Annotated in this window: 18 protein-coding genes and 1 tRNA gene; 14 read left to right on the top strand and 5 right to left on the bottom strand. The window is 56.2% G+C overall.

Going from position 1 to position 23166, the window contains the following annotated elements; all coding sequences use genetic code 11:
- The first annotated feature begins 172 nt into the window (after positions 1 to 172).
- Positions 173 to 793 (top strand): biotin transporter BioY, encoded by a 621-nt coding sequence (locus tag ACVWXE_RS03840; RefSeq protein ID WP_457404209.1) that lies wholly within the window; start codon positions 173 to 175, stop codon positions 791 to 793.
- Positions 794 to 1191: 398 nt separating this feature from the next.
- On the opposite strand, the gene gshB is transcribed toward ACVWXE_RS03840, so the two are convergent.
- Positions 1192 to 2139 carry a glutathione synthase gene (gshB, locus tag ACVWXE_RS03835; protein WP_414328956.1) on the bottom strand — a complete coding sequence of 316 codons (948 nt, stop codon included), beginning with the start codon at positions 2137 to 2139 and terminating at the stop codon, positions 1192 to 1194.
- 254 nt (positions 2140 to 2393) lie between these two features.
- Here gshB and ACVWXE_RS03830 point away from each other — a divergent pair, with 254 nt between their 5' ends.
- Entirely contained in the window at positions 2394 to 3122 is a 729-nt protein-coding gene (locus tag ACVWXE_RS03830; RefSeq protein WP_457489624.1) for a pentapeptide repeat-containing protein, read from the top strand.
- A gap of 39 nt (positions 3123 to 3161) precedes the next feature.
- On the opposite strand, the gene rpmB is transcribed toward ACVWXE_RS03830, so the two are convergent.
- Together rpmB and ACVWXE_RS03820 are read right to left on the bottom strand one after the other, a co-directional pair.
- Positions 3162 to 3398, bottom strand: coding sequence for a 50S ribosomal protein L28 (gene rpmB / locus ACVWXE_RS03825; protein WP_414413500.1), 237 nt, complete (start codon positions 3396 to 3398; stop codon positions 3162 to 3164).
- A gap of 24 nt (positions 3399 to 3422) precedes the next feature.
- On the bottom strand, positions 3423 to 3785 hold the full coding sequence (locus ACVWXE_RS03820) for a hypothetical protein (RefSeq protein ID WP_457384846.1): 363 nt from the start codon (positions 3783 to 3785) through the stop codon (positions 3423 to 3425).
- Between the two features lie 165 nt (positions 3786 to 3950).
- On the opposite strand from ACVWXE_RS03820, the gene ACVWXE_RS03815 reads away from it, so the two are divergent.
- Entirely contained in the window at positions 3951 to 5063 is a 1113-nt protein-coding gene (locus ACVWXE_RS03815; RefSeq protein ID WP_457489623.1) for a dockerin type I domain-containing protein, read from the top strand.
- Between the two features lies 1 nt (position 5064).
- Here the strand turns inward: ACVWXE_RS03815 and ACVWXE_RS03810 are convergent, their stop codons facing one another.
- Entirely contained in the window at positions 5065 to 6354 is a 1290-nt protein-coding gene (locus ACVWXE_RS03810; RefSeq protein ID WP_457489622.1) for an RNA-guided endonuclease InsQ/TnpB family protein, read from the bottom strand.
- Positions 6355 to 6812: 458 nt separating this feature from the next.
- Here ACVWXE_RS03810 and ACVWXE_RS03805 point away from each other — a divergent pair, with 458 nt between their 5' ends.
- From ACVWXE_RS03805 to ACVWXE_RS03790, 4 genes are all read left to right on the top strand, one after another.
- Complete coding sequence (locus ACVWXE_RS03805; RefSeq protein WP_457489621.1) at positions 6813 to 7898, top strand: NYN domain-containing protein; 1086 nt, start codon at positions 6813 to 6815, stop codon at positions 7896 to 7898.
- A 407-nt stretch (positions 7899 to 8305) separates the two neighbouring features.
- Positions 8306 to 8923 (top strand): HD domain-containing protein, encoded by a 618-nt coding sequence (locus ACVWXE_RS03800; RefSeq protein WP_011432688.1) that lies wholly within the window; start codon positions 8306 to 8308, stop codon positions 8921 to 8923.
- A 70-nt stretch (positions 8924 to 8993) separates the two neighbouring features.
- Complete coding sequence (locus tag ACVWXE_RS03795) at positions 8994 to 9431, top strand: peroxiredoxin (protein ID WP_011432689.1); 438 nt, start codon at positions 8994 to 8996, stop codon at positions 9429 to 9431.
- Between the two features lie 48 nt (positions 9432 to 9479).
- On the top strand, positions 9480 to 10307 hold the full coding sequence (locus ACVWXE_RS03790; RefSeq protein ID WP_457489620.1) for a M15 family metallopeptidase: 828 nt from the start codon (positions 9480 to 9482) through the stop codon (positions 10305 to 10307).
- 106 nt (positions 10308 to 10413) lie between these two features.
- On the opposite strand, the gene ACVWXE_RS03785 is transcribed toward ACVWXE_RS03790, so the two are convergent.
- Positions 10414 to 10485, bottom strand: a tRNA-Gly gene (locus ACVWXE_RS03785).
- A gap of 152 nt (positions 10486 to 10637) precedes the next feature.
- On the opposite strand from ACVWXE_RS03785, the gene zds reads away from it, so the two are divergent.
- The 7 genes from zds (at position 10638) to ACVWXE_RS03750 (ending at position 23148) form a co-directional block, all read left to right on the top strand.
- Entirely contained in the window at positions 10638 to 12077 is a 1440-nt protein-coding gene (gene zds, locus ACVWXE_RS03780) for a 9,9'-di-cis-zeta-carotene desaturase (RefSeq protein ID WP_457489619.1), read from the top strand.
- A gap of 455 nt (positions 12078 to 12532) precedes the next feature.
- Positions 12533 to 16132 carry a helicase-related protein gene (locus tag ACVWXE_RS03775; protein WP_414328702.1) on the top strand — a complete coding sequence of 1200 codons (3600 nt, stop codon included), beginning with the start codon at positions 12533 to 12535 and terminating at the stop codon, positions 16130 to 16132.
- 722 nt (positions 16133 to 16854) lie between these two features.
- Positions 16855 to 19905, top strand: a complete 3051-nt coding sequence (locus ACVWXE_RS03770) for a DUF1156 domain-containing protein (protein ID WP_457489618.1) — start codon at positions 16855 to 16857, stop codon at positions 19903 to 19905.
- A gap of 120 nt (positions 19906 to 20025) precedes the next feature.
- On the top strand, positions 20026 to 21219 hold the full coding sequence (locus ACVWXE_RS03765) for an RNA-guided endonuclease InsQ/TnpB family protein (protein WP_457489627.1): 1194 nt from the start codon (positions 20026 to 20028) through the stop codon (positions 21217 to 21219).
- A 51-nt stretch (positions 21220 to 21270) separates the two neighbouring features.
- Complete coding sequence (locus ACVWXE_RS03760) at positions 21271 to 21918, top strand: Uma2 family endonuclease (protein ID WP_414329080.1); 648 nt, start codon at positions 21271 to 21273, stop codon at positions 21916 to 21918.
- Positions 21919 to 21965: 47 nt separating this feature from the next.
- Positions 21966 to 22538: a Uma2 family endonuclease gene (locus ACVWXE_RS03755; RefSeq protein ID WP_457489626.1), complete on the top strand. Its 573-nt coding sequence runs from the start codon at positions 21966 to 21968 to the stop codon at positions 22536 to 22538.
- Positions 22539 to 22575: 37 nt separating this feature from the next.
- Positions 22576 to 23148 carry a Uma2 family endonuclease gene (locus ACVWXE_RS03750; protein WP_414329670.1) on the top strand — a complete coding sequence of 191 codons (573 nt, stop codon included), beginning with the start codon at positions 22576 to 22578 and terminating at the stop codon, positions 23146 to 23148.
- The last annotated feature ends 18 nt before the right edge of the window (positions 23149 to 23166 follow it).

The following is a 23166-nucleotide window of genomic DNA, read 5'->3' as shown; positions in this document are numbered from 1 at the left end:
CAGAAAGATCAACTGGTAGTAATCCGTACTGAACATATTATACATTATTTTCAGTATAGTTGAGCTTATTATTGACTAGAGTCATGCTCCCCGCCCTACTGGCTTGCTTCCGCGCAGCGATGGGACGGGGCCTTAAGCTCAGTCTTCGGGTAAACAGGAGTGCAAACCTCTCATGACTGCTACCTTTGTTCACGCACCCTTGGCGCAAACTGTTCTGCCTCGCCCTTCCCGAACTCGGGATCTCCTGCTGGTTCTGGGGGGAAGTTTGTTCGTAGCTGCCCTGGCTCAGGTGCGGATCCCTCTGCCCTTCACGCCGGTACCGATTACCGGGCAAACCTTTGGGGTGATGCTGGTGGGGGCAGGCTTTGGGGCACGGCTGGGCTTTCTCACGTTGCTGGTCTACCTGCTGGAAGGGATCCTGGGATTGCCCTTCTTCAGCGGTGGCGGATCCGGGCTTGGCCACTTGGCCGGGGCGACGGGGGGCTACCTGTTGGCTTTTCCCCTGGCTGCAGGGCTGATGGGTTGGTTGGTGGAGCGCTGGGGCGTGGATCGCAACCCCTGGAAGATGGCGCTGGCGATGTTGTCCTGCTCGGCTCTGATTTTTTTGCTGGGAGCCACTTGGCTAGGGGTGTGGCTGAACCAGAATGTTGAGCCCACCTCGATCTTGGCCGTCCTCAACAAGGGGGTCTTCCCTTTTATTCCAGGAGACTTGGTGAAGTGCGGACTGGCGGCAGTGCTGCTGCCCACCATCTGGCGCTGGGTGGGTCGGGAAAGGCCACCGGCAGACTCCTAGCCCACTGGGCAAGAGCAGCAACTCTAAAGACCGCTCCGGCAAAGCAGAAGGGGCCTGGGATTAGCCTCGGGTCGGAAAATCTAAAAAAAAGATAACAGCTCCGAGGATTTGGCCTTTTTTCTGAGATTCTAAAAACTGTGCTCAATGCGATGTTCAATACGGCCTATTCATGGAGCTTTTCTTTATATTGCTCTAGAGTTTTATAAGTCGCTGACTGGTCGCGGCAGAGCCCCCTTGTGGGGCTTTTTATTTTCTATCTGCCGACCGGAAAAAGTTGAACTCAACCTACTATGGTCATTCCAAGCTATAATTTGATCTCTATAGACTCCCTAAATAGACGGGAACCCCGTCAGGCAACAGACGCGCCGGATCCCAGAAACATCCTGGTGGGTAGTCATTCAGCCCTTGACGGGCACCTTCTTTTCCAGCCACTGAGCCACTTGATCTGCCAGGTCAACTCCTTCCAACTGACAGAGTTCTCGCAGCATTGTTGGGCTGGTCACGTTCACTTCGGTTAGTCGTTCCCCGATAACATCAATCCCGACAAAATACAGCTTCTCCTGCCTGAGCACCGGTGCCAAAGCCCCGCAGAGAGCCCGTTCTTTTTCGGTAATCTTGGTTTTTTCCACTCGACCGCCGGCAGCAACATTGCCCCGAAAATCGCCCTCTCCAGGGATCCGATTGACGGCGCCCAAAGGTTCTCCTTCCAGCAACAAAATGCGTTTATCTCCTGCCGCCGCCTGTGGCAAATACTCTTGCACCATCACGGGCAGCCGACCAAATTGGGTGCTCATTTCAATCAACGAGTTGAGGTTTGGATCCCCGGCATTGACCCTCAGGATCCCTTCCCCACCTTTGCCACCCAAAGGCTTGAGCACCGCCTGTCCTTCCTGTTCGACGAACTGACGCAGCAGACGCTTGTTGCTGCTGACGCGGGTGCGCGGGATCCACTCTTGAAATTGCAGGGCATAGAGCTTTTCGTTGGCCGAGCGGATCCCGGCAGGATGATTGAGCACCAGTGTGCGGCTGGGGGAGAGACGATCCAAAAGGTAAGTGGCATAGAGATAGGCCGTATCCACCGGCGGATCCTTGCGCATCCACACCGCCTGCATTTGGCTCAGGGGCAGCAGTTGCCGGTCTTTGACCTCATACCAGGGATCCGCTTGCAGATCCAACCGGATTTCCTCAAGGGATCCCCAAGTTTCCCCTTGATCCCAGTAGAGATCCGCCAGGCCCAGGCAGAAAATGCGGTGCCCCCGTTTCTGCAGAGCTTCCATCAGGGCAATGCTGGTGTCATGGCCCACCTGCAACTGAGGCAATGGATCGACAATAAAAGCTACCTGCATGGGAGGTGTGGTTCACTGACGAAAGGCTGCCCCGAGTATGCAACAAATCGGAGCCGATTGTGCTCTGCTGGCAGGCTGTTTCCACAAGAGAAGACCCCCTCTGGAAAGCTCGATGCAGAGTTGTCTTTTTAATATCCTCTTAACCTCGACAGGCGACGCAAACGTTAGCTTGATAGGTGGAATCCCCAGTTGGCCCTCAGTTCTCGGCTGGGTTGACCGGATTTCTGGCCTAACCTGTGAGGAATGCTCCATCTGTGAGTGCTCCCCCTTCTCAACCCTCAGAGCCGGTTCGCATTGAAACCACGCGGGACTTGCTGGAAGCCTTGCGTGAGGGGCGCTCCCTGGTGGGTGCCAACCTGGAGAATGCCTACCTCTCGCGGGGCCTGTTCGACCGCATTCAGATGCCCAAATCCAATTTGACGCGGGCTAACCTGCGCTCGATCAGCCTGCAGCAAGCCGACCTACGTCTGTGCAACTTTCGCCGCGCTGAGCTAGAGCGGGCCAATTTTACCGCCTCAGATCTACGGGGATCCAGCTTTAGCCAGGCTCTGGGGGACTACAGCAACTTTACCGCCGCCAAACTGGACAAAAGCAGCTTTCAGGGGGGCCGTTTCAGCCATTCCATCTTTCGCGAAGCCAGCTTGGTGGCTGCTAATCTGGCGGAGGGGAACTTTTTTGCCGCCGACTTCCGCCAGGCCAACCTATCTCGCTGCAACCTCTCCCAGGCTGCCTTGGTGAGTTGCCAGCTTCAGTTTGCCAACCTAGAACAAGCCATTTTGGTGGGGGCCAACCTACAGGATGCTCAGATTGAAAACACGCTCTTCAGTGGAGCCGATTTTACCGATGCCAAGCTCTCCGATGAGACGCGCAAGCTCTTAATCGAGCGGGCCAGCGGCACCAACGAGCTTACCCAACGGGATACCCTCAACACCTTGCTGGCGGGATTGCAGCCCAAGTCGCGTAAGCTTTTTGGCTTGCTGTGAGGTTGGAGCTGTCAGACACAACTGGGCTGAGGAGAAAGCTCAAAACCGGTTGAGGTCGATCCCGGCTTCCCGGGCCATGGCTCCTATACCCTTGGCCTTGAGAGTCTTCAAGGCTTTGGTGGAAAGGCGCAGACGAACAAACCGCTTACCCTCTTCCCACCAGATGCGCTTCCACTGCAAATTGACTTCCTGCAGGCGCTTGGTGCGCCGGTGGGAGTGGGAGATGGCAAAAGCGTTGTTGCGTTTCTTGTTGGTTAGTTGGCAGCGACGCGCCATGGGATCAAAGCAAACTCAGCCTAGCTATCGTAAGGCATCTTTTTGTTGGGCAGCAAGCTGAAGTTGACTTTGCAACTGGGCTAGCTCTGCCTTCAGTCGGTCAAAGGTTTGTTGGCAGTGGTTAACGCTTTTTAGGGGCAGCTCTTCATTTTTGGCAATGCAGGTCACCTGTACAGAGCCGTCGGCAGCCTGACGGGTGCGATCCACAAACACTTCCACCGTCACCAGTTTGGTGTGGGGATTTTTTCCGGGAGGCTCGCCGGCCACCCAGTAATCAGGGCTGCTGTGGAGGACATTGAGTTGGCAGCGCTCCAAAACGGCGCGGATCGACTCGCTGAGCTGCTCGGCTGAGCCCACAAGCTGGGTAACGCAAGAGTATCGAGCCATAGAACAGGCAAGCCACCACGGTTATCCTACCATTAAGTTTTCGGCTCCTGCAGCCAAAGGCGAACCGGCAAAATTGCGCTCAAGAGTACTCTACACCGGCTCGGTCAACCCTGCTGCGAGGAGGTGAATTACGTTAGAACATGAACAACTCCCAGGAGAGTTGCCATGTTTAGGGTCTCCTGTTTGGCTCATTCTCTTTTGCTACTGGGATCCCTGGGCCTGGGTTGGATAGGCGTGTCTTTTGCCCACGCGCAGCCCTTTCAGGCGGGCGACCTGGATGGGGATGGCCGTTTGACGGTGCAGGATCTCAACCTGTTGGGGGCCTACTTGCGGGGAGAACGGGGATTGACCGACGACCAGATCCGATCTGCCGATGTCGACCAGGATGGACGGATCACAGAAGCCGACTGGCAAGTGTTGCAGCAGCGCATTCAGGCAGCAACGGATGTGCCCACAGGACAGGTGCAGTTGGATTCCGCCTATTCGGGACAGGTGGTGGATCGGCTGACAGGGCAGCCTTTGGCCGGAGTGGAGGTGGCCATTCCAGGGGCGGGTATTTCGGTGCGCACCGATGCCCAGGGTCGGTTTCGCCTGCCAGGGCCACTACCGGCAGAAGAAATTTTGGTGGCGCGGCTGGAAAATTACTTGCCCTATTCCCAAAGTACAGGCAGCGGTCAAGCCAGCGGGGATCGGCCTTGGCAACTGCAGTTGGAGCGCTGGGATCCCAACACAACTTTGGTACTGGAGGCGAATGTCATCCGCCTGGGGGATAACCAGTACTCACCGGAATCGGCTGCCGCCGGGCAATTTTTGGGCCCTGCCAAAGGGGTGGAGATGACCCGCTCCTTCACGCTGCAACGCCTGCCTTCCCGCCCACCGGTTTTGCGGATTGGATCCCTGATTGGGTTGGATACTGCCGCCGCCTATCGGGCCGGCCAATCCCGGATCCCCAGTGCCAACATGTCTCCCATGCAGGTCATCCTGAACGGAGTGGAAGTCGAACAGATTCACCTGGGGGGAGATAACCTACAGATTCCCCTGCCGCTGCAACCTCTGCGCCTGGGCCTGAACACTGTTACCCTGCGCACTGGCAAAACCCTGATTCAGCCCCCCATGGTCACCCGTGGTCCCCAAGTGCCGATCAGCATTCCCCTTTTCGGGGGATCCCTGCACATCTCGGTGCCGGTGGGAGGTGATACAGTCATCCGGCACGGTGGAGCCTGGGTGGATCATGACGATGTGCAGTTGGCTAACGTAACCATCGAGATCCCCAAGTAAACTACCCGGCCCTGACTGCTTCGCAGTACGGGGCGGGCTTAAGGCCTCCGGCCCGCTGGCGCGAACGGTAGCCCTGCAGTTGGCAAGCCAACCACGGGCCTCTAGGCTGGTTTACGACAGCCCCAAGCTTGGCAATCATGTTGGCCCCATTCCAGTCCGCATCCCCTTCCCATCCACAGTGCCCACACTTGAACGACTTACCACTGCGATAGGATTGCGCAGGGTCGGGATGGATGTGCAAACACCGGTGGCAGGTCTGCGACGTGTAGGCAGGCGGCACCAGAATCAAGGTAACCCCTGCACGCAGAGCCTTGTATTCCAGAAACTGCCTCAGCTGGTAGAACGCCCAACTGTTGGCCCTGCGTCGCTCGGCTTTGCTGCGTGGCTGTTGATTGACCCTTTCCCGGATCCCTGTCAAGTCTTCCAGAGCAATAGCGCTGTTGGTAGCTTTTGCCCTAGAGACAATAGCTTTGGAGATGCGATGATTGACCCACGTTTTTGCTACGCAACGCTGACGCGACTGAAAGCGTCTCTCCTTGCCAGACAGCCGTTGCAGCAGTTCTCTGCATCTGCGCCGCGAACTGCGTGTGCCCTTACTGGCTTTGCGTTGGAGTACCGCCCTCAACCGGGAGTAGTGGTCTCGGACTCTGTTCAACTGCTGTCCATTCCAGTTCTTCCCCTCTGAGGTATGAGCGATATCTATCCTTCCCAAATCCACCCCGATCACCTTGTCGGTATCTTGTTGCTTGGGTGGTTTTTTCTCTACGCAAATCTGGATGTAGTAGGAGCCGTCTCTGCGCTTGACCAGAGTGGCCGATTTGGGATTGGAGCCCGCCAACTGTTCTCTCTGGTAACGGCCAATCGCCAGCTCAAAGCGTTCTCTCCCTTCAACCGTGGTCAGCGACACCGTCCAGTCTTTCTCGCGGAACGAAAAGATACGAGCGTCATAGGTCGCGAAGCCCCCCTTGTTCGCGTTAGCGTCGCGTAGCGACAACGCTTTGACGGGGCGGTTTTTCTGTCGGGCAACCTTACGGGCACCGGCCAGCCGTCTGCAGACCTGCTGGTCGCGTAAGCGGGACGTAGTCCTTGCCAAGTTACTGGACAAGCCGAACCGGGCACGGATTTCGCGGTAGCACAGAGATTGAAGTTTAACGGCGTTGGTGACTTTCTCGGGCGTGTTTTGGTTGACCCAGTTCAACGCCTGCACAAAGGCATCCAAGGTCGCGTCCAACTTTGCGGCCTGCGACTGGGACACCTTGAGCTTACAGGAGACGGTCAGGACTTGGGTCATGGTTCTATCGTAACTTCCGCATTCCTCCCGACACTGACCCTACGGGTACAGTGCGGGGCTCCTGCGATTTCTAGCTGACCCTGCTCCGTTCAATGGTTTTACGGCCCATACCGTCAGCCAATAGCTTGGACGTTGAATCCAGGTTGAGCGGGCCACGGGGCCTGTCGGTCAAGAGGAACAAGTTTGAGCCTGCTTTCGATAACTGACTCGATAACTGACTCGATATCTGATCCGTTTGCTCAACAAGGGAAATACGTTTGTCCAACGATTGGAAGCTCCCCCTTCCAACAGCCGGCATACTGCAGTTGCTGAATTGCTCCTCTTCGATGCCTCTGGGAGTTCTGGGCATCTCGATCTTCGAGAGGGATCCCTGAGGTGGCCCATGTGAGTGAGGTAAAATCCTGGCAACCGAGCAGATCGATAACCCAAACCCAGGAGAGCTGACTATGAGTATGAGTATGAATAGGGCTTCTGCCTTCCCCTTAACCTGGCTGTGGACGGGATCCCTGGCCCTGGGGGTGACGGCCCTGGTGACCCGCCAAGTGATCTGGGGGTTCTTACCTTTGGCAGCAGCCTACCCTGCCATCCGCCGCCGCGAAGAACAGCTTGGCCAAGTTCTGGAACAGACCTGGACACAGCAGCAACAGACAGCAACCCAACTGGAGACCCTGCAAGCGCGTTTCGAGGTGCTGGACGCTCGGCTCACTGCTGAACCGTCCCTTCTGCAGCAGACCTTGGCTTCCCCGGCTGAAGCCATTCAAGAGCTCGAGCAGAAAGTAAAGGTTTTGGAGCCCATCTGGGTACAGCAGCAGCAGACGGCGGCCCAACTGGAAACATTACAAGGGCGGATCGACGCCCTCGAAGCTCGGCCCACGTCTCATCTGTCCGTGCGGCAACAGCTGGCCCCCACCACCCAGGCCATCCAGCACATTCAGCAGCGGTTAAAAGCTGTGGAGCTGCGGTTGAATGCTCTGCCGGTATCCCAGCCCCAAGTGACTTTGGAGCAACTGGAGTCGGTGCAGGCGCAACTCCAACACCTGCAGCAGCTGGTGGCATCCCAGCCGAACCCTGCATCTCCCCGCAAGGCTCTGGGGGTGTTCATCGACGCGGCCAATCTCCACGCCAGCGCCCAGCAGCGGGGATCCCATCTCGACTATCCCAGTCTGCTCAGCTGGCTGGCCCAGGGCAGATCCGAGATGGAAGTGCATGTCTACAGCGGGGTAGATCGCCACAACCAAGCTCAGCATCGCTTTCTGCAGGAGTTGAGAAGGCAGGGCTATCGGGTGGTCACCAAGCCGGTGGTGATCCACGCCGACGGCAGCCGCAAAGCCAATCTGGATGGGGAGCTGATCGCGGATATGATGGCGATGTGCTCCCGCTACGAGACGGTGCTGCTGCTGAGCGGGGATGGAGATTTTGTGCCGGCCCTCAAGTACATCCGCCGCCAAGGCTGCCGGCTGGAGGTAGCCGCCTACAAGCCGAATACAAACTCGGAGCTAATTCGGATAGCCGACAAGTTCGTCGATTTGTGCGCTTGGCAGTGAACAGGAACGCTGGTGCCGCTGCCTGCAAAACAGACTCCGGCCACCGACTAAACCTTTGCAATCTCAGCGCCTGAACCTCGCTTGGATCAACCTTGTCCAAAAATTGGCATTCTCCCTGCCCTAAAAGGCAAGGATTCTTTCCCAGGCCACAGGATAATTCCTACTTCTTGGGCTACACCACCCTTGCGAGTGGTGGGGGATGCCATAACCCCGACTGCTGGGATGAACTCCCAGATACTTTTCCTGCTGACATTGCTCTTGCTAACACTGCGCCATACTCAAGTTGGCGGAGTTCAACCAACAGCGTAGCACGAAGCCGCCCTTGCCGCGTCAGCGGGCTGTAGGCCTTAGGGCAGGGCTTGCAACCCAGTTTTCTTGGTCAACTTAACCCCAATTGGAGAGTCCAGATGTCAACGCAACTCACACAGCGGTTTGTGCAGGCAATGCACTATGCCCATCGCTGGCATGCTTCTCAGACCCGCAAGGGAACCGGGATCCCTTACCTCAGCCATCTGTTGGCCGTAGCAGCCATCGCCCTGGAGCATGGGGCGGATGAAGATGAAGCGATTGCCGCTCTGCTCCACGACAGCCTAGAGGACGGCCCCCACAACACAGGCGAGCCCCGCGCCCAAATCGAGCAACAGATCCGGGAGCACTTTGGAGAACGGGTGCTGCAGATCATCCTGGGATGTACGGATACCGAAAGCGATGGCTCCCGAGGCGAGCCCAAAGAAAACTGGAAAGAGCGCAAAACCGCCTACCTGAAGCACCTGGAAACGGCAAATGCCTCGGTTTTGTTGGTGGCCGCCTCTGACAAGCTGCACAACGCCCGCTGCATCTTGCGGGATTTTCGCCAACTGGGGGATGAACTCTGGCAGCGGTTTTCCGCCGGAAAAGAGGGATCCCTGTGGTATTACCGATCGTTGGCAGAGATTCTGAGGCGACGGCTGCCCGGCAATCTATCGGCGGAGCTTCAAGAGCTGGTGGCTGAGTTGCAATGCCAAGCTGGAGCGGTAATGCCTTGACAGAGACAAGCAGGGCTGAAGAAAATGCTGAGGGCAGCCCTATTCATCACACTTTTTGGGTCACGCACCTATGGTTCTCGCTGTTGGCACCCCTGCTCCTGGGTTTAACACCACTGACACCCAAGGCAACCAGGTTTCGCTGGCTGATTTTGCCGGCAAAACCGTTGTCCTCTATTTTTACCCCAAAGACGACACCCCCGGCTGTACCAAAGAAGCCTGTGGATTCCGCGACGCCTACGCCGACTACCAAAGCAAGGACGTGGTGGTGCTGGGGGTGAGCATGGACGACCAAGCTTCTCACCAAAAGTTCACCGAAAAGTACAACTTGCCTTTCCCCCTACTGGTGGATAGCAGTGGGGTGATTACCCGCGCCTACGATGTGGATGGGGGCGGCTATGCCAAGCGGGTGACCTACGTCATTGATGGCGAGGGCAAAATTGCCAAGGTCTACCAGAACATCAATACCGAAACCCATGCCCGCGATATTTTGGCGGATTTGGGTTTGTAGAAACGCTGCCTCTTTTCAGTACTCCTCGCTAGATCCCGGCCTTTGCGCATGAACGACGACATTCCGGTCGCCCGTCGCCAGTCCACTCCGGCGAAAAAAGCGCAAAGTTCGGTGCCTGCCCTGAGGTCCCGTCTAGTCTTGGGCCTGGTGCTGGTTGGGCTAGTGCTCCTGGCGGGTTGGGGGATAGAGAAGTTACCGGGATCCCAGCAGGCGGCGGATCCCCAAGTTCTGGAGGAAGCCGGTCAGCCCCCTCTGCCGCAGCCAACTGTGCAGAATGGGCGACCTTCTCTGTTGGGGCACTATGCCTATTCCGAAGCCCCTGCAGACAGCTTGCGGGTGGTGGGCAGCTACCGTGGTCGAGAGGTGCGCCTGCGCCAGGCGGCTGCCGAAAGTTACCTTCGCATGAGCGAAGCAGCTCAAGCTGCCGGGATCCGCCTTGTCCCCATTTCGGGGTTTCGCTCCATTGCGGATCAGGAATTCTTGTTTTTTCAATTGGCCCAATCCCGAGCCTTGCGACCCGAGGAACGAGCTGCTGTCAGTGCTCCCCCTGGCTACAGCGAGCACCACACTGGCTATGCCATCGACCTTGGGGATGCCGGGTTTCCGCAGTGGGATACTCAAGAAGCCTTTGAGACCACCCCGGCCTTCCGGTGGCTGCAGAGCAACGCGGCCCGCTTTGGCTTTGAGCTGTCTTTCCCCAGAAACAACCCTCAGGGGGTAAGCTACGAGCCCTGGCACTGGCGCTTTGTGGGCGACCGTGACAGCCTGGAGACCTTCTACGCTCCCCAAATCAAACCATTCCCAAATCAGCCCAATCAAACCGAGACCCCTACTCTCCCGTCTTCCAGAGGGAGAAGAGCTGGGAGTGAGGGCTGACTCCTTTGGGGAGAGAGGAAAGGGGGAGCTCCTTGGGACTACCGTCACGGCCCTCTCCCTTGCAGGGATCTCATTCCCCTCTTGAATGGGTTCACAAGCCTAAGCAAGCGGATGACGCGATTCGAACGCGCGACCGTCTCGTTGGCAACGAGAAGCTCTACCACTGAGCTACATCCGCGTCGGGAAATTTATGATGGCAAGTTTTGCGGTGGTTTGTCAAGTCAGGGATCCCCGGCGCATTTTGTTCCAGAATGAGAGAAGTTTATCTTTCTTTGCAGTTGCGCAAAGTCTGGGCGGGATCCCGGGCAGCGCCTGTTTGAGGGTATTGCTATGCGGGTAGCCATTATCGGGGCAGGATTGGCCGGGTTGGTGACGGCAGTCGATTTGGTTGAAGCAGGACACGAGGTGCAGCTCTACGAGGCGCGGCCTTTTGTCGGCGGCAAGGTGGGATCCTGGCAGGATGCCGATGGCAACCACATCGAGATGGGGCTGCACGTTTTTTTCTGCAACTACAGCAACTTGTTTGCCCTGATGAAAAAGGTGGGGGCCTACGAGAACCTGCTGCCCAAGCAACACACCCACACCTTTGTCAACCGAGGTGGGCAAACGGCCAGTCTGGATTTTCGCTTTCCCCTGGGGGCGCCTTTCAACGGCCTCAAAGCTTTTTTCACCACCGAGCAGCTCTCTTGGGCGGACAAGCTGCGCAACGCCTTGGCGCTGGGCACCAGCCCTTTGATTCGCGGCTTGCTGGACTATGAAGGGGCAATGCGGCAAATTCGCGCCTTGGATCGGATGAGCTTTGCCGATTGGTTTCGGCGGCATGGGGGATCCGAAGGTAGCCTGAAGCGGATGTGGAACCCGATTGCCTATGCCTTGGGCTTTATCGATACAGAGCAGATTTCTGCCCGCTGCATGCTGACGATCTTTCAGATGTTTGCCAGCAAAACAGAGGCCTCCAAGCTCAATTTCCTCAAGGGATCCCCGGACACCTATCTCACTCAGCCTATCGTCCGCTACATCCAAGCCCGTGGGGGCCAGATCCACACCCGCAGAGGGGTCAGCCGCATTGAAGTGAGCGACTCCTCTCCCTACCCCGTGACCGGCTTGCTCTTGACTAATGGAGAGCGGGTAGAGGCAGATGTGTACGTGTGCGCAGCGGCAGTGGAAGGGGCCAAACGGCTGATCCCGGAAGTATGGCGGCAGTGGCCTCAGTTCGACAACCTCTACAAGCTGGAATCCGTACCGGTGGCCACGGTGCAGTTGCGCTTCGATGGCTGGGTGACGGAGCTGAACCCCCAAGGCCAGGCCAAGCGAGCCAGCCAACACCCAGAGGCTCTGGGTATCGACAATCTCCTCTACACCGCCGATGCCGATTTTTCCTGCTTTGCCGATCTGGCCCTCACCAGCCCCGCCGACTACTACAAGCCGGGCCAGGGATCTCTATTACAATGCGTGCTCACGCCGGGGGATCCCTTCATTTCCATGCCCAACGAGCAAATTGCCCAGCACGTGTTGCACCAAGTCCACGAGCTGTTTCCTTCATCCCGGCAACTGAACATGACCTGGTACAGCGTGGTGAAACTGGCCCACTCCCTCTATCGAGAAGCGCCGGGCATGGATCCCTATCGCCCACAGCAAAAGACCCCAATACCCAACTTCTTTTTTGCCGGCAGCTACACCGCCCAAGACTACATCGACAGCATGGAAGGGGCCACCCTCTCCGGCCACCTGGCTGCTCAGGCCATTCTGGCTGCCCACAGGGATCCCTGATAGGAGCATGACTCTAGTCAATAATAAGCTCAACTATACTGAAAATAATGTATAATATGTTCAGTACGGATTACTACCAGTTGATCTTTCTGTTTACTTTCGAGTCTGCCAACATGGTAGCCAAAGCAAAGCAGAAAATTGGTAGTAAGACGACACGGAAACTGCGCTTTGGGTATTCTACTCAAAGCTTTGCGGGATACCGCCATTCTGGTTGGAAACAAACAGAATGCTATCGCTGCATAGTTGAACAGTGATGTTCAGCAGTATTCAGCGTAAATGTATCAGGACTTAAAACCGGCTTAAAACCGTCGTGAAGCCGCTTGCCAACTCCAAACTGCTGTCTCCTTTTATGGAAGAAGGGGACTTTTGCTGTGGGAAAAGAGCTGGAAGTGAGCGCAACATAGCAATGGGGAGCTGGAACAGGCTCCGCTCGCAGCTCTGGAAACCCGCAGTTTATGGCTCGACTGGAAGATCTCACCCCTGGCGCCAAGGTCAAAGGGATCCTGCCCAATCAAACCGTTGCCATCGTGAGTGTGAGGTGGTACGGCAGCAGCACCATCGAGGCCATCTACAAAGACACTCAGGGGCGTCTCCATTCAGAGCTTCTGTTTCGGGATAAAGAGCCAACCCTAGAGGTGGTAGCCGAGGGATCCCTTGGCAACTTCGAGGGAGACGGCGCCTTATTTCGCCTAGCTTCAGAGGCCTATCGGATTCGGCTGGCGCACCTGTTTGATCCCTTGCTGGCCGTTCACACCTCTCTGGTAGAACCCCTGCCCCACCAGATCAGCGCCGTCTATGGGGAAATGCTCACGCGGCAGCCGCTGCGGTTTTTGCTGGCCGATGACCCAGGTGCCGGCAAAACCATCATGGCAGGGCTTTTGGTTAGAGAGCTATTGATTCGAGGTGACTTGCACCGCTGTCTCATCGTTTGCCCGGGGAGTCTAACGCTGCAGTGGCAAGATGAGATGGTGCAAAAGTTTCATTTGCCCTTTGAGATCTTGACCAACGATCGCATTCAAGCCGCCCGAACTGGCAACCCTTTCCTGGAGATACCTCTTCTCATTGCCCGCCTCGATAAGCTCAGCCGAGATGAGGCCCTGCAGGAGAAACTGAGGCAAACTGATTGGGATCTGGTTATTGTTGATGAGGCCCACAAACTCTCCGCATCCTTCTTTGGGGGAGAAATCAAAGAAACCAAGCGTTACAAGCTGGGCAAGTTGCTCTCGCAGCTAACACGCCACTTTTTACTGATGACAGCCACTCCCCACAACGGTAGAGAAGAAGACTTTCAGCTTTTTTTGGCTTTGCTGGATGGGGATCGCTTTGAGGGGAGATTCCGAGATGGAGTTCATACCTGTGATGCCTCGGATTTGATGCGGCGGCTGGTGAAAGAAGACCTGCTCAAGTTCGATGGCAAGCCTCTCTTTCCCGAACGGCGAGCTTACACCGTCCAGTACGTCTTGTCTGACCTGGAAGCCAGGCTCTATAAGGAAGTGACCGATTACGTGCGCGAAGAGTTTAACCGCGCGGAAGCTTTAGAGCAAGGTAGCCGCAAAAGGACGGTCGGTTTTGCTTTAACCATCCTGCAACGTCGGCTAGCCTCTTCTCCAGAAGCGATCTACCAATCCTTGCTGCGAAGACGAGAGAGACTGCAGCGGAAGCTAAAGGAAGAACAATTGCGCAGCCGGGGAGACAACCTTGCTTTTACCACTTCCCTGCTAGACGAAGAAGGCTGGGATGAGGATTTTGAAGACTGCCCTGCTGAAGAGCGGGAACCGCGAGAAGAAGAGCTGGTAGATCAGGCAACTGCCGCCCGCACAATTGTCGAGCTGCAGGCAGAAATTCAGCGGCTGCAGGAGCTGGAAAAATTAGCCTTGCAAGTGAGACGTAGCGGCAAAGACCGCAAGTGGGAGGAGCTATCGAAACTCTTGCAAAATCAGGGGGAGATGTTTGATGCCGGCGGACATCGGCGCAAGTTGGTTATCTTCACCGAACATCGAGATACCCTCAACTATCTGGCTGACCGAGTGGGGAACTTGCTGGGCCAACCGGAAGCGGTGATCACCATTCACGGCAGCATGGGTCGAGAAGAGCGCAAAAAAGCCGAGGAAGCCTTTAAACAGGATCCCGCCGTTCAAGTACTCATTGCTACCGATGCTGCGGGAGAAGGGATCAACCTTCAACGGGCCCACCTGATGGTGAACTACGACCTGCCTTGGAACCCCAACCGCCTGGAGCAGCGCTTTGGGAGAATTCACCGCATTGGTCAAACCGAGGTCTGCCACCTGTGGAACCTAGTGGCCGAGGAAACGCGGGAAGGAGATGTCTACTTGGCTTTGCTGAAAAAAATAGAAATCGAGCAAAGGGCCTTGGGGGGCAAGGTCTTCGATGTCCTGGGCAAAGCGATTGCCGGTCAAGAACTGCGAGAGCTGCTGATCGAGGCCATTCGCTACGGGGATCGTCCAGAGGTCAAGGCCCGACTCAATCAAGTGATTGCAGATCGCCTAGACCACGAGCGGCTCAGGGAACTCCTGGCAGAACGCGCCCTGGCCCACGACTCGATGGATACGACCAAAGTGCAGCAAATCCGGGCGGAAATGGAGCGAGCCGAGGCCCGCAAGCTCCAGCCTCATTTCATTGCCTCCTTCTTCCTAGAAGCTTTTCAACGCTTGGGTGGCACCATTCGAGAGCGGGAACCCAAACGCTATGAAATTACCCATGTGCCGGCAGCAATTCGCAATCGCGACCGCCAGATTGGGTTGGGCGCACCCATCTTAAAAAAATACGAGCGGATTACCTTTAACAAAAACCTCATCAGCGTCCCCAACAAGCCCCCGGCAGAGTTCATCTGCCCAGGCCATCCCCTGCTGGATGCCACTCTGGACTTGGTTTTGGAGCAACACCGAGATTTGCTCAGACAGGGATCCATCCTCGTCGATGAAAACGATCCCGGCGAAACACCACGGATACTGGTGTACCTAGAGCATGCCCTTCAGGATGGGCGCCTAGACCGAAATGGCCAGCGACGGGTTATCTCCCGACGGATGCAATATGTGGAGATCTTTCTCCCCGCTCCCCAAGGGCTAGGAGGAGGAGAGAGCGTCAGGGTAAGAAGCGCCGGCTATGCTCCCTACTTGGACTACCGGCCCCTAACTCCCGCAGAGCGCGACCTTGTGAAAGCGAAAGCTGGATCCCACATCCCCCAGCTCTCGGCTTCAGAGGTAGAAAGCCAAGCCATCGCTTACGCCATTGAGCGTTTAGTTCCCCAGCATTTCCAGGAAATCAAAGCTCAGCGGGAAGAATTGATCAACAAGACGGAGCTGGCTGTTAAAGATCGCCTCACCCGAGAAATTAACTACTGGGATCATCAAGCTGCACAGTTGCGGCTGCAAGAGCAAGCCGGCAGGCCCAACGCCAAGCTCAACTCTGCCAAGGCTCAGCAGCGGGCGGATGAGTTGGCGGATCGCCTTCAGAAGCGCCTATCGGAGTTGGAGCAGGAGCGCCAGCTATCCTCCTTGCCGCCGGTGGTAACCGGGAAAGCCTTGGTGATCCCCATCGGACTGCTGCAGCGGCTACAGGGCAAGCGAGGGTCAACCCCTACCACCTTTGCCCGCGAAACCCGGCGAGTAGAACAAGCAGCAATGGCTGCCGTTATGGCCATAGAGCGGGCGTTGGGCTACGAACCTCGTGATGTCAGCGCTGAAAACCTGGGCTATGATATCGAATCCGCTGGAAGGGAAGGCCTTCGCTTCATTGAAGTCAAAGGCAGAGTTGAGGGAGCAAAGACGGTAACCGTTACCAAAAATGAAATCTTGACAGCTCTCAACAAACCCGACCATTTCATCCTGGCTTTGGTAGAAGTGCCAGCCGATCCCGCCTTTCCAGAAGGGGATGCCTTCAGGGTAAAGACCCCTGCAGGCACCTACACCGTGCCGGGCGAAGGCTGCCAGGTGCGGTATGTGCGGCGGCCTTTTCAACGGGAGCCGGATTTTGGGGCCAGTAGCGTCAACTATGATTGGAAAGAATTGTGGAATCGAGGAAGGGATCCCAAATAGATACTAACTTTCATTGGTAGGATGAATTCATGCTACTGGAATTGCGGCAAATCCATGTTCCAGCAGGTCAGCGAGTTGTCTTGCAGCCCAACATGGCTTGTCCAAAATCAAGATGCCTTAGCTTGTGGGGGCGTGGGGTAGCTAAGCCCCGCACTGTACCCGTAGTGTCAGTGTCGGGATACAGATACCCCCACATGATGTATGATGGGAGTAGTTGTATAAAACGGCGTTGCCGGAATCTGGTACAACTACGCGGTAGGGCATTCCGTGTCTGCGCGTGGAGGGTTCTTGCGAAGGCTCCCCGATGAAGCGCGAAGCCCACGCTGTACCTGTAGGGTCAGTGATGGGAGTATGTCACTTGTTCTTGAACAGGCTGGAGCCATCTTTTCGTTGAGCCCGCCTTCCCCTCAGACTAAACTCTAAACTGCAGCCTGTTTAACCCGAGTAAACTACCCGACACCAACCGCTAGGCGGTACGAAGCGGGCTTTTAGTAGCCCTGCAGTTAGCAAGCCAACCACGTTCGCGAAGCGAGCCGTAGGCTTGACCTCTGGGGTGGTTTACAGCACCCCCAAAGCGCTACGCGCCACCATAGGTGAACGACCGTTACCAGTGCCTTAAACAACCGTTTCTGGTGTCCGCAGTATTATTATAGCATTCCTCCCGACACCGACCCTACGGGTACAGTGCGGGGCTCCTGCAATTTCTAGCTGACCTTTGTCTAATGAGCCGCCGCAAGAAGCTGATTGAAGTTGCCCTGCCCCTCGAAGCCATCAATCTGGAATCGGCTCGCGAGAAATCCATCCGCCATGGTCACCCCAGCACCCTACATCTCTGGTGGGCGCGGCGACCCCTAGCAGCCTGTCGGGCAGTGCTCTGGGCTTCCCTGGTCGATGACCCTTCCAGTTGGCCGGACAAGTTCCCCACCGAGGCCGACCAAGAGCGAGAGCGGCAGCGGCTGTTCAACATCCTGGGCCGCATAGAGATCGAACAGGGGAAGCGGGTCGTGCGGGGTCTGGTGTCCTGGGATGACGTGAACGATCCCAACTCCGGCGTGCTGGAGGCAGCGCAGCGAGAAATTGCCCGATGTCTGGCCTGGGATCGAGGAGAAGAGCCCCCTACGGATCCGGCAGCAGTTAGAGAATACATCGCCAAGTACGCGCCGCCCGTTTACGATCCCTTTGCCGGTGGCGGATCCATCCCGTTGGAAGCGCAGCGCTTGGGGTTAGAGGCCCATGCCAGCGATCTCAACCCGGTGGCGGTGCTGATCAACAAGGCATTGATCGAGATTCCACCGAAGTTTAAGGACAAAGCCCCCATCAACCCTGAAGATCGGGCTAAGAAGCATATCTCAGCCTGGCGGGGTGCCCAAGGATTGGCAGCAGACGTCCGCTATTACGGGGCTTGGATGCGGAAACAAGCCTTTGAACGCATTGGACATCTCTATCCTCCCTGTTCAAACCCCTTAGGCACAGAGGAGTTGACGGTGATTGCCTGGTTGTGGGCGCGGACGGTGACCTGTCCAAATCCAGCCTGCCGCTGTCAGATGCCGTTGGTGCGATCGTTTCAGCTTTCGACGAAGAAGGGGAAAGAGGCTTGGGTAGAGCCGGTGGTGGTGAATGGGGGAGAGAGCGCTTCTGCTCCCTCAATCCGGTTTGTGGTCAAGTCAGGTAAGGGTCAAGCGCCGGAGGGAACCGCAGGCCGCAGAGGGGCACGCTGCATTGCCTGCGGAACACCTGTACCACTGGAGTACATCCGCAAAGAGGGTCAGGCCGGACGCATGGGATCCCAGATGATGGCCATAGTGGCAGAGGGACCAAACGGCAGAGTGTACCTGGATCCCACCCCAGAGCACGAGGCAATTGCCAATTCGGCTCAACCCAGTTGGAAACCGGATACTGAGTTATCCACTCATCCGCAGTACATGGCTGCCCCCCGCTACGGCATGACAAAACATGCCGACCTCTTCACCCCCCGGCAACTGGTGGCCCTCACCACTTTCAGCGACTTGGTGGCGGAAGCACGGGAAAAGGCCATCGCCGATGCCAAGGTGCTACGCACCGCTGACGCGACTGCTGCCGGACTACCCAATGACGATGTGCCCCTGGCTGAGGGCGGCACAGGCGCAAGGGCCTACGGAGAGGCGATTAGCGTTTATTTGGCGTTTGCTGTTAGTAAAGCAGTTGATGCTAATTCAGCACTGGTCAGTTGGCGAAACAGCGTAGAAGCGACACGTAACACGTTTGCCAGACAAGCCCTTCCAATGATATGGGATTTCACGGAAGCTAATCTATTTAGCTCTTCTTGCGGAAACTGGACTGACACAGGAGTTGCCTGGATTGTTGAGGCTTTATCCAAGCTAGACTCTCCCCTTCAATCCGAAGTTACCCAACACGACGCAACAGCTCCTCACCCCCAGGACACCACCCCCAAACTCATCTCCACGGACCCGCCCTACTATGATTCCGTGCCCTATGCCGATCTGTCGGATTTCTTCTATGTTTGGCTGCGGCGCTCCCTTGTCCCTGTCTATCCCACCATTTTCAATACCGTTTTAGTCCCCAAAGCTCAAGAAATGGTTGCTGATCATTTCCGACATGGCAGCAAGGAAAGGGCTAAGGAATTTTTTGAAGCCAGCCTAATCAAAGTTTTCCAGCGTGTTAACCGTCTGAATCATCCCGATTATCCCGTTACAGTTTACTACGCTCTCAAGCAAACGGAAGAAGACTCCTCATCCCCCGATTCTCTCTCCCAAGTGGAGCAAGGGGAAGAAGATGAGGATATAGACGATCCAGTTCCCCTCTCCCCCTCTGGGAGAAGGGCTAGGGGTGTTCGCGTTAGCGGCACAGAACCCATGGGCAGAGTCTCTACCGGTTGGGAAACGATTCTGGAAGGACTGATTCAATCCAACTTCAGCATTGATGGCACTTGGCCGATGAGAACAGAAAGAGAAGCCAGAACCCGCAATATTGGTTCCAACGCTCTCGCTTCCTCGATTGTCCTCGTCTGTCGTCCCCGCCCCGCCGATGCGCCCAAGGCTACCCGTCGCCAATTCCTTGCCGAACTGAAGCGCGAACTGCCTGAGGCTCTCAAGCTTCTGCAGCAGGGCAGCATTGCGCCTGTGGACTTGGCCCAAGCCAGCATCGGCCCCGGCATGGCCATCTATTCCCGCTACGCTGCAGTTTTGGAAAGCGATGGCTCGCCCCTGACCGTCCGCACTGCCCTGCAACTGATCAACCAGTACCTAGATGAATATCTCAGCGAACAAGAAGGGGAACTCGATGAGGGCAGCCGCTGGGCCACCACTTGGTTTGCCCAATATCAATTTGAGCCAGGCCCCTACGGGGAAGCAGAAGTCCTCAGCAAGGCCAGAAACGTCAGCATTGAGTCCCTTGAGGAACTTGGGATCCTAGAAGCCAAGGCCGGCAAGGTGCGGTTGTTGAGAAGAGAGGAAATAGCCCAGAGAAAAGAAAAGGGAGCAGATTCCCTCTCCTTGCTCCTTGCTTCCTCCGCCTGGCTCATCACCCAGACCCTCATCCACACCCTCGATCAGAAAGGGGAAATGGGAGCCGCCGCTCTCCTGGCTGCCTTGGGAGATAGAGGTGCGGTTGCCCGCGATCTGGCCTATCGGCTCTATACCCTCTGCGAAAAGAAAGGCTGGACTCAAGAAGCCCTAGCCTATAACACTCTCGTCATTGCCTGGCCGGAAATTAACCGGCTAGCATCCGAAATGAAGAAAAAGCAGCATGATCCTTTCCAGCCCAGCTTGCTTTAGCCCCCTACCTCTGGGGGAAGCAAAGCCTAAAAGACCTCAGCTAGAAATCGCAGGAGCCCCGCACTGTACCCGTAGGGTCAGTGCCGGGAGGAATGCGCTTTGATGAAGTACAATGAACTTATGAGCCAAGTCCTGACCATATCCTGTAAGCTCAAGGTGTCCCCGTCGCAAGCCGCCAAATTGGACGCGACTTTGGAGGCTTTTGGCCAAGCCTTGAACTGGGTCAACCAGAACACGCCGGAGAAGATCGTCAACGCGGTCAAGCTGCAATCCCTTTGCTACTACGAGATTCGAGCCCGGTTTGGCTTGTCCAGTAACTTGGCTCAACAGGTGTGCAGACGGGTAGCGGGTTCCCGCAAAGTGGCTAAGCAGAAAAAGCGTCCCGTCAAGGAGTTTAAGAGCGGCTTTGTTACCTACGACGCACGTATCTTTTCATTCCGCGAGAAAGACTGGACGGTGTCGCTGACCACGGTTGAAGGGAGAGAACGCTTTGAGCTAGCCATTGGTAACTACCAGAGGGGAATGCTGGCTGGCTCTAACCCCAAATCGGCCACCCTAGTCCAGCGGAAGGATGGCTCCCACTACATCCAGATTTGCGTAGAGAAAAAACCACCCAAGCAACAAGATACCGACAAGGTGATCGGGGTGGACTTGGGAAGGACAGATATTGCCCATACATCGGAAGGAGATAACTGGAATGGACAGCAGTTGAACAGAGTCCGCGACCACTACTCCCGGTTGAGGGCGGTACTCCAACGCAAAGCCAGTAAGGGCACACGCAGTTCGCGGCGCAGATGCCGTCAACTGTTGCAACGGCTGTCTGGCAAGGAGAGACGCTTTCAAGTGTGGGTCAATCATCGCATCTCCAAAGCTATTGTCTCTAGGGCAAAAGCTACCAACAGCGCTATTGCCCTGGAAGACCTGACAGGGATCCGGGAAAGGGTCAATCAACAGCCACGCAGCAAAACCGAAAGGCGCAGGGCCAACAGTTGGGCGTTCTACCAGCTACGCCAGTTTCTGGAATACAAGGCGAGGGCTGCAGGGGTTTCTCTGATTCTTGTGCCGCCTGCTTACACGTCGCAGACCTGTCACCGGTGCTTACACATCCACCCTGAGCAGGGCAAGTCCTACCGCAGTGGCAAGTCGTTCAAGTGTGGGCACTGTGGATGGGAAGGAGATGCGGATTTGAATGGTGCGAATGTGATTGCGCTTTTGGGGGCTGTCGTAAACCAGCCTAGAGGTTCGGGCCTGTTTTGTTCTCTGGTAGAGCAGAGCAGGCTCAGGGCTACTGAAAGCCCGCTCCGTACCACTTAGCGGTCGCAGCCGGGTAGTTTACAGATTTCTATCCTTACACCCAACCAGACGATGGTCACCCTCCAGCTTCGACAACTCACCATCCCACCCGGCCAGCGCCTGCTGATTCACAATCTGAATTGGTTAGACTTTGAAGCCATCCTAGATGAGCTGGGCGAAAAGCGAGCCAGCCGCATTGCCTACAGCGATGGGATATTGGAAATCAGAATGCCCTCACCCAAGCATGAGCGAGAAAAATCCATCATTGGAGACATTGTCAAAATCTTGCTAGAGGAACTGGAAGTTGACTGCGAATGTTTTGGGTCAGCTACCTTCAAACAGCAAGCAATGAACTACGGGATCGAACCTGATGAATGCTTCTATATCCAAAATCACCAGGCCGTGATTGGCAAAGATCGGCTGGATCTATCTGTTGACCCGCCTCCGGATCTGGCCATCGAAGTGGATGTTACTTCCAAAACCCAGATTGAGGCTTACACCCGCCTAGGAGTGCCCGAACTTTGGGTTTATCAAGGCAACCAGCTAACCATCTACATCCTGCAATCCGGCCAATATCAGGCTTCTGCCACCAGCCCAACCTTTCCTCAGCTACCGATTTTAGAGTGGGTGCCAGAAGTCTTGGCCCAAAGTCGAGATCTGGGTAGAAGTCCAGCCCTTCGTGCCCTTCGCCAAAAAATACGCTCCATCTTAGGGAATTAATACGAGCCATAGGCCACGTACTCTGAGAGTTTTGCCCAAAGAAGATGATGCTTGCCCTCAACCTGCAACCGGCTTTGAATTTAACCGATGAAGTTTTCGAACAGCTTTGCCGGCAAAATCCTGAGCTGCGCCTGGAACGCACTGCCCAAGGAGAACTGATTGCCATGGCCCCTGCAGGCAGCGAAAGCAGCCGTCAAAACTTGAGCCTCAGCGCCCAGCTCTGGCGGTGGAACCGGCAAACCCAGCTTGGTGTAGCCTTTGACTCCTCTGCAGGTTTTGCCCTGCCGAATGGGGCCATCCGCTCTCCCGATGCCGCTTGGATTGCCAAAGAGCGCTGGCAGCAGCTTACCCCAGAGCAGCGCCGTCGCTTTGCTCCTCTTTGCCCTGACTTTGTGCTGGAACTAAAGTCTCCTACTGACGAGCTGGCTATCCTTCAGGCCAAGCTGCAGGAGTACCTGGACAACGGATCCCAACTGGGCTGGTTAATTGACCCAGAAAAGGGCCAAGTTTACGTCTATCGCCCAGGTCAGCCGGTACAGGTTTTGGAGCGACCTGCTAGTTTGTCTGGGGATCCGGTTCTCCCTGGCTTTGTTGTGGATCTCACTTTAATCTGGGAGTAGCGCCCCCGGGCCCTGAGTTGCTCTGCAGGCAAAGCTTATGATTGCCCTCAACCTGCAACCGGCCTTGAATTTAACCGATGAAGTTTTCGAACAGCTTTGCCGGCAAAATCCTGAGCTGCGCCTGGAACGCACTGCCCAAGGAGAACTGATTGCCATGGCCCCTGCAGGCAGCGAAACTGGATTCCGCAATGCCGACCTGCTGGGCCAACTGTGGCAGTGGAATCGAGGCAAGAACTTAGGTTTTGTCTTTGACTCTTCCGCGGGCTTTGCCCTGCCGAATGGGGCCATCCGCTCTCCCGATGCCGCTTGGATTGCCAAAGAGCGCTGGCAGCAGCTTACCCCGGAGCAGCGTCGTCGCTTTGCTCCTCTTTGCCCCGACTTTGTGCTGGAACTGAAGTCCCCCACTGACGAGCTGGCTATCCTTCAGGCCAAGCTGCAGGAGTACCTAGACAACGGATCCCAACTGGGCTGGCTGATCGATCCAGAAAGCCAGCGGGTTTACGTCTACCGCCCAGGTCAGCTGGTGCAAGTTTTGGAGCGGCCTACTAGCTTGTCTGGGGATCCGGTTCTCCCTGGCTTTGTTGTGGATCTCACTTTAATCTGGAAATAATCGACCCACCCCCTAACT

Source organism: Thermostichus sp. MS-CIW-41 (assembly GCF_054058915.1).
Note: the sequence above shows the minus strand (reverse complement) of the source record. Positions and strands in the feature narration are given on the sequence as shown.